The organism is Streptomyces phaeochromogenes (assembly GCF_001418655.1).
Lineage (GTDB): Bacteria > Actinomycetota > Actinomycetes > Streptomycetales > Streptomycetaceae > Streptomyces > Streptomyces phaeochromogenes.
Genome location: NZ_LIQZ01000097.1, coordinates 1 through 5760 on the forward strand (window position 1 = coordinate 1; position 5760 = coordinate 5760).

The window sequence follows — 5760 nt, forward strand, 5'->3', positions numbered from 1 at the left end:
GCCCCCAACGCCCCCCGCTGAGGCCGAATCCCCGCAGGAACGGCCCGCTGTCGCGCAGGCGTCCCCGTCCAGCACGTCCCCCGGCGGTCCAACAACCGGCGGAGCCAGAGCTCAAGGGACACCAGATCCGCGAGGCCCTCCAGGGGCAGGGCCTCTCCGTCGGCCGCCGCCCGGAGGGCCTTGCGGACGACCCGGGCCTCGACAAGGCCCGCCTGCGCGAGGAGAGGCGTATCGAAGAGGGCAACCAGGTCGTCCACGGCAACCCGAAGCCCCGTACGGGCAGCGGCCGTCGAGGACGCATGCGACGGCGCACCCCAGCCGGGCGGAAGGTCCGCCACCCCGGCCCCCTCAAGCACCGTACGGAGGATCGCGGCCCGCGCCCCGGGCTGCACCCGCAGCGCCTCGGGAAGGGCCCGACAGGCGCGTACGACCTGGTTGTCGAGGAACGGCGCGTGCAGCCGCTGGAAGCGGACCTCCGCGGCCTGCTCCAGGATCCGGAGGTCCGAGGCGTGCCGCGCGAGGGCGGAACGCGCACGGAAATCGCCCGGACGCTGGCCGGGACCGACCCCGCCCCGGGTCGTCGCCCCCGCCAGGCGAACCGATACTTCAGCGAGGGCCTCGCCGGTGAGCCAGCGCGCTGCGGGCCCGGGTCTGGCCCACGTGAGCGCGGCGAGGGACGCCCCCACGGCACCTCCGGGCTCCTCGAACCGCTTGTGCAGCAGCCGGTCGGCGAGTCCCTCTATGCCGACGAGATACGGCGTACGGGACAGCTTGCGCGCCGCGCCGTACACGCGCGCGGGGACCATGACGGAACCGTCGGCCTTCGCCAACGCCGCGACGGGGCGCACCAGATGACGTCGTTTGCGGTCCATGAGGAGGTCGGCGAGGCGGGCCGGGTGCGCGTCCAGGACCTGACGGGCGCCGTACCCGGTGAAGTGGTCCGCGCTGCCCGAGGCCAGGCGGGCGCGGTGCCGGGCGGCCGTGACCAGGGATGGTCCCGGCTCGTCGGTCAGCGGGCCCTCCAACTCGGCGTAGGGAAGGACCTCTTCGCCGCCCGCCACCACCACGTGATGCAGCCGCGGATTGGCGGCCAGCGTGCCCGCCCGCTCCAGTTCGGCCTCGCGGCCCTTCACCGCCAGGTCGTTGAACGTGACCGCGAGGAGGCGTTCGCCGGCGCCCGTGCCATGGCCGAGGACCGTGCCGGGCGCGCCCGGGAGGCCGGCCGCGAGGAGGGCGAGCGTGCCGGAGGCCGGCCCTCCGGAGAGGTCGGCTCCTATGCCGGGCACGGGCATTCCCCGAGCCGCGCGCCGCTCGGCGGGGCCCATGCCGGGGACGGGACCGGGGTCGATGTCCGCCCCGGGTACGTGCCTCGGGGCGGCGAGTCGGGTGCGTACGGCCTCGACCAGGGCGTCGCGTACGGCGTTCACCGCGCTGTCGGGGTCGGTGGTCGCGGCGGCGACGGCGAGGGAGGCCACCTGCTCGTACCCCGCGATCTCCCGTGCCCCCGCGCGCAGGATCAGCGCGTGCCCCGGCGGAATGCGCCGCACACCCTCGTACGGAGTCGAGTCCTGGAGCGCGGCCGGTACGTCGGGAGCGGCGAGCAGGGCCGCCAGGTGCCCGAAGTCGAGGTTGGCCTCGATGAGGTCGGCGAGGGGGAGGGCCGCGGTCGAGTACGCCGTGCCGCCCGCCCAGGGGGTGTAGAACACCGGCCTGACGCCCGCCAGATCGCCGCAGACCATGAGGCGGCGGCCCACCTGGACGACCGCCGTGTAACTGCCGGACCAGGCCGTCAGATGCCGAAGTGCCCCGCCGCGCGCGGCGAACAGGCCCACGCGCAGTTCCTCGTCGGTGGCTCCGCAGGTGCCGAGCACCGCCATGCGGTTCTGTTCGTCGGCCTTGACGACGCGCACCTCGTCGGGGCGCCAGTCACCGACCGCCCAGAGCGGATCGGGGTCGCCCCACAGGAGTTGGGACCCCACCGGGTGCACCGTCTCGCCGTCGCCGCCCGTCGCTCCCGCCGAACCGATCTCGGGCGCACGAGCGGCGGTACTGCTCCATCCCACCAACCACCGCATCGCCGCCTCCACAGGCTGTGGACAACCAGTGCACCGTACGAACCGGTCACCATGCTGCCACGAAGAATGCGCCCGGGAGGGCCGGTGCGGCCTCTTGTGCTCCCCGGAGTGCGCCCCTTGGAGATGCCCGCGAAAAAGCGAACGCACGCGCGACGAGCGGCGATCGCGCAGAATTTACCCAAGGGCGACGACGTGAATGCGCCCCCGGTACGCTCCCCAAAAACACCTAACGCGCCCTCAAGTCCCATGGTGGGAGGGTTATTTGACCTCTTAAGGCATGGGCGATATTCAGCCAAATCGGTGATGGACGAACACGCGTGCACACGCTCCGTACATGCTGTGCGCAACGCACAGTCCGGGAGGCGGAGTCCGCCTCCCGGACCGGTCCGCCGCCCGCGGGGATGTAGGCGGCGGTGTCCCCCAGCCCACTGGATCCAGTACAGCGGGCCGACCCACGCACGATCCATGGAAGCGCTCCCCCGATGGCCGGAGAAGAGCGCACGGACGGGCGCACGGCCACACAGCGGGAGCACGAGACGACGCTCTGTGCTTGCCCACGGGCCACAATCCCGCCATCCGGAACAATGCCCCTTAACGCTTGGGATGCGGCGAACTACCCTGTGTTTGCCTGTGTTTTCGCGGGAGGCATATTCCTGAGGGCTCGGCCACGTGCTTTTGCGGGTGGGGTTCCAGGGGTTGGCGCCCGGGAAGACGCAGCACGAATGCCGCTGGGCCACCACCCGCGCGGCAGCCGTCTGTGTCGAGGGGTGGCGCAATGTCCAGGGAGCAACGCGGGCCGAACGAAAAACTCGGCGCCGTTCTCGCCCTCGCGGGAATCAGCAACGCAGGACTCGCCCGACGCGTCAACGATCTTGGCGCTCAACGCGGGTTGACTCTTCGCTACGACAAGACGTCGGTGGCGCGCTGGGTGTCGAAAGGCATGGTGCCGCAGGGTGCCGCGCCGCACCTCATCGCGGCCGCCATCGGCCAGAAGCTCGGCCGCCCGGTGCCGCTCCACGAGATCGGCCTGGCGGACGCGGATCCCGCACCGGAAGTGGGCCTCGCCTTCCCCAGGGACGTCGGACAGGCGGTGCGCTCCGCCACGGACCTGTACCGCCTCGACCTCGCCGGCCGCCGAGCGGGCTCCGGCGGCATCTGGCAGTCGCTCGCCGGATCATTCGCAGTGAGCGCATACGCAACTCCCGCGTCCCGGTGGCTGATAACCCCGGCCGACAGCTCGGTGGCACGGGACGCCGGCCCGCTGGAAGGCTCCGGAGCACCGCTGAAAGTCGGCCACAGCGACGTACAGAAACTGCGGGAGGCCGCCGAGGACGCCAGGCGCTGGGACTCCAAGTACGGAGGCGGCGACTGGCGTTCGTCCATGGTGCCCGAGTGCTTACGGGTCGAGGCGGCACCCTTGCTCCTCGGGTCCTACTCGGACGAGGTCGGCCGCGCACTCTTCGGAGCCAGCGCCGAACTCACCCGCCTGGCCGGCTGGATGGCGTTCGATACGGGCCAGCAGGAGGCCGCCCAGCGCTACTACATCCAGGCCCTGCGCCTGGCCCGCGCCGCGGCCGACGTGCCCCTCGGGGGCTACGTACTGGCCTCCATGTCCCTCCAGGCGACCTACCGGGGCTTCGGCGACGAGGGCGTCGACCTCGCCCAGGCCGCCCTGGAGCGCAACCGGGGCCTGGCCACCGCCCGCACGATGAGCTTCTTCCGCCTGGTCGAAGCACGGGCCCACGCGCGCGCGGGTGACGCCCAGGCGGCCGGCGGCGCCCTGAAGGCCGCCGAGGGCTGGCTGGAACGGGCCCGCGACGGCGACCACGATCCGTCCTGGCTCGGCTTCTACGGCTACGACCGCTTCGCCGCCGACGCGGCCGAGTGCTACCGCGACCTGAAGGCCCCGCGCCAGGTCCGCCGCTTCACGGAGCAGGCCCTGTCGAAGCCGACGGAGGAGTTCGTACGCTCCCACGGGCTGCGCCTGGTGGTGTCGGCGGTCGCCGAACTCGAGTCGGGCAACCTCGATGCGGCGTGCGAGCAGGGGGTGCGGGCGGTGGAGGTCGCCGGGCGCATCTCGTCGGCCCGCACGACCGAGTACGTGAAGGATCTCCTGCACCGCCTGGAGCCGTACGGGGATGAGCCACGGGTGGTGGAGCTCCGCGAGCGGGCCAGGCCGTTGCTGATGGCACCGGCCTAGTGGGAAGACCCCTGAGCGTCTGTGGGGCTGAGGTGGTCCTGGGAGTAGGGGTGAGGGGTGTCTGTGCTGGTCGCGCAGTTCCCCGCGCCCCTAAAGGGGCACGCCTGCGTGACCGGCACCATGAAGATGACCGGGGCCATGAAGGTGACCAGCACCATCAAGCTGACCGGGACCACTCGCCTCCGCTGACGCGCGCTGGGCCGTGATCGGGACCACACACGTCCGATGACGACGTGGCCGGGGCCACCTGCCTCCGGTGCTGGGCGGAGCCGGCCCCTGCCATCCTGTGGGTTTGAGCGGGTTGTCAGTGGCGCAGTGCACTATCGGGGGTGGGAGTCGGAGGCTGGAGGTGGGGCGGACAGATGGGGCGGAAGGTCGCTTACGACTGTGACGTGCTGGTGATCGGCGGCGGGATCGTCGGTCTGTCGACGGCGTATGCGATCACGCGTGCCGCACCGGGCACGCGCGTGACGGTGCTGGAGAAGGAACCGGGCCCGGCCCGCCACCAAACAGGACGCAACAGCGGCGTCATCCACAGCGGGATCTACTACCGCCCGAACTCCCTCAAGGCCCGGTACGCCGTCCGGGGCGCCGCCGAGATGGTCAAATTCTGCGCGGAGTACGGCATCGCCCACGCCGTCACCGGCAAGCTGATCGTCGCCACGGAGCGCGAAGAGCTGCCCCGCCTGCACGCACTGGTCCAGCGAGGCCGGGAGAACGGCATTCCGGTCCGCGAGCTGGGCGCCTCCCAGATCGCGGAGTACGAACCCCAGGTGCGGGGCCTGGCCGCGATCCACGTGGCCACCACAGGCGTATGCGACTTCGTGGGCGTGGCCCGCCGACTAGCGGACGCGTCCGGCGCCCACATCAAGTACAACGCCGAGGTCACCCAGATCGACCGCCGCCCCGACCTCGGAGTGGCGGTCCGCACCACCGACGGCACCATCACCCGGGCCCGAGTCCTGGTCAACTGCGCAGGCCTCCACTGCGACAAGATCGCCCACCTCGCCGGCGACGACCCCAAAATGCGCATCGTCCCCTTCCGAGGCGAGTACTACACCCTGGCCAGGCCCTCCCTGGTCAACGGCCTCGTCTATCCCGTCCCGGACCCGGCCTTCCCCTTCCTCGGCGTCCACCTCACCCGGGGCATCGACGGAAGCGTCCACATCGGCCCCAACGCGGTCCCGGCCCTGGCCCGCGAGGGCTACGACTGGCGAACCGTACGCCCCCGAGAACTGGCAGAGACCCTCACCTGGCCCGGCTCCTGGCACATAGCCCGCCGCCACTGGCGCTACGGAGCCGGCGAAGTACACCGCTCAGCATCGAAGCACGCCTTCACCAACGCGGTCCGCCGCCTGCTCCCCGCCGCCACCCCCGACGACCTGCTCCCCGCCACCGCAGGCGTCCGAGCCCAGGCAGTCCTACGCGACGGCACCCTCCTGGACGACTTCCTGATCCAGGAATCCCCCCGCACGGTCCACGTAC

4 protein-coding genes are annotated in these 5760 nt (G+C 71.8%); 3 read left to right on the forward strand and 1 reads right to left on the reverse strand.

What is annotated here, in order from left to right:
• Window positions 1-2075: asparagine synthase-related protein (locus AOK17_RS14180; protein WP_055612797.1), on the reverse strand; the 2075-nt coding region annotated here is incomplete at its 3' end.
• 775 nt (window positions 2076-2850) lie between these two features.
• On the opposite strand from AOK17_RS14180, the gene AOK17_RS14185 reads away from it, so the two are divergent.
• The 3 genes from AOK17_RS14185 to lhgO form a co-directional block, all read left to right on the forward strand.
• Window positions 2851-4275 carry an NsdA family TPR-like regulatory protein gene (locus tag AOK17_RS14185; protein WP_055612798.1) on the forward strand — a complete coding sequence of 475 codons (1425 nt, stop codon included), beginning with the start codon at window positions 2851-2853 and terminating at the stop codon, window positions 4273-4275.
• A 57-nt stretch (window positions 4276-4332) separates the two neighbouring features.
• Complete coding sequence (locus tag AOK17_RS53555; RefSeq protein ID WP_281198607.1) at window positions 4333-4464, forward strand: hypothetical protein; 132 nt, start codon at window positions 4333-4335, stop codon at window positions 4462-4464.
• A 173-nt stretch (window positions 4465-4637) separates the two neighbouring features.
• Window positions 4638-5760 (forward strand): L-2-hydroxyglutarate oxidase (gene lhgO, locus AOK17_RS14195; protein WP_055612800.1); only part of this gene is annotated, 1123 nt, incomplete at its 3' end.

What these genes read in the sequence shown, in the direction of transcription:
- AOK17_RS14185 (WP_055612798.1), top strand. Translation starts at nt 2,851, where the DNA reads ATGTCCAGGGAGCAACGCGGGCCGAACGAAAAACTCGGCGCCGTTCTC.